1 pseudogene is annotated in these 298 nt (G+C 69.1%); it reads left to right on the forward strand.

From position 1 onward, the window contains the following. Positions 1-126 precede the first annotated feature (126 nt). A pseudogene (locus tag AC1MIR_RS27835) lies at positions 127-298 on the forward strand (IS21 family transposase); the annotation flags it as partial.

Consider the following 298-nt stretch of genomic DNA (forward strand, 5'->3'; position numbering starts at 1 on the left):
CAACACGGCCCGCCCGCACACGAGCCTGAACGGGCTCACCCCAGCCGCATTTGCAACCCGCCCCGCATCGGGGCAAATGGAGAACAGGCTCTGCTCATGAACGAGGGCAATTAGGGGGCAGGGTCAGAGGAATTGCGCGGCCTTGGCTATGGCGGCGGCTACGACGCGGTGCGGCGCTATGCGCGCGGCTGGCAGCGCGCGCGGGCGGCGGTGTCGGCGGCGGCCTATGTGCCGCTGAGCTTTGCGCCCGGAGAGGCGTACCAGTTCGACTGGAGCCACGAGATGGTGGTGATGGCGG

The organism is Falsiroseomonas sp. RANM36 (assembly GCF_056682175.1).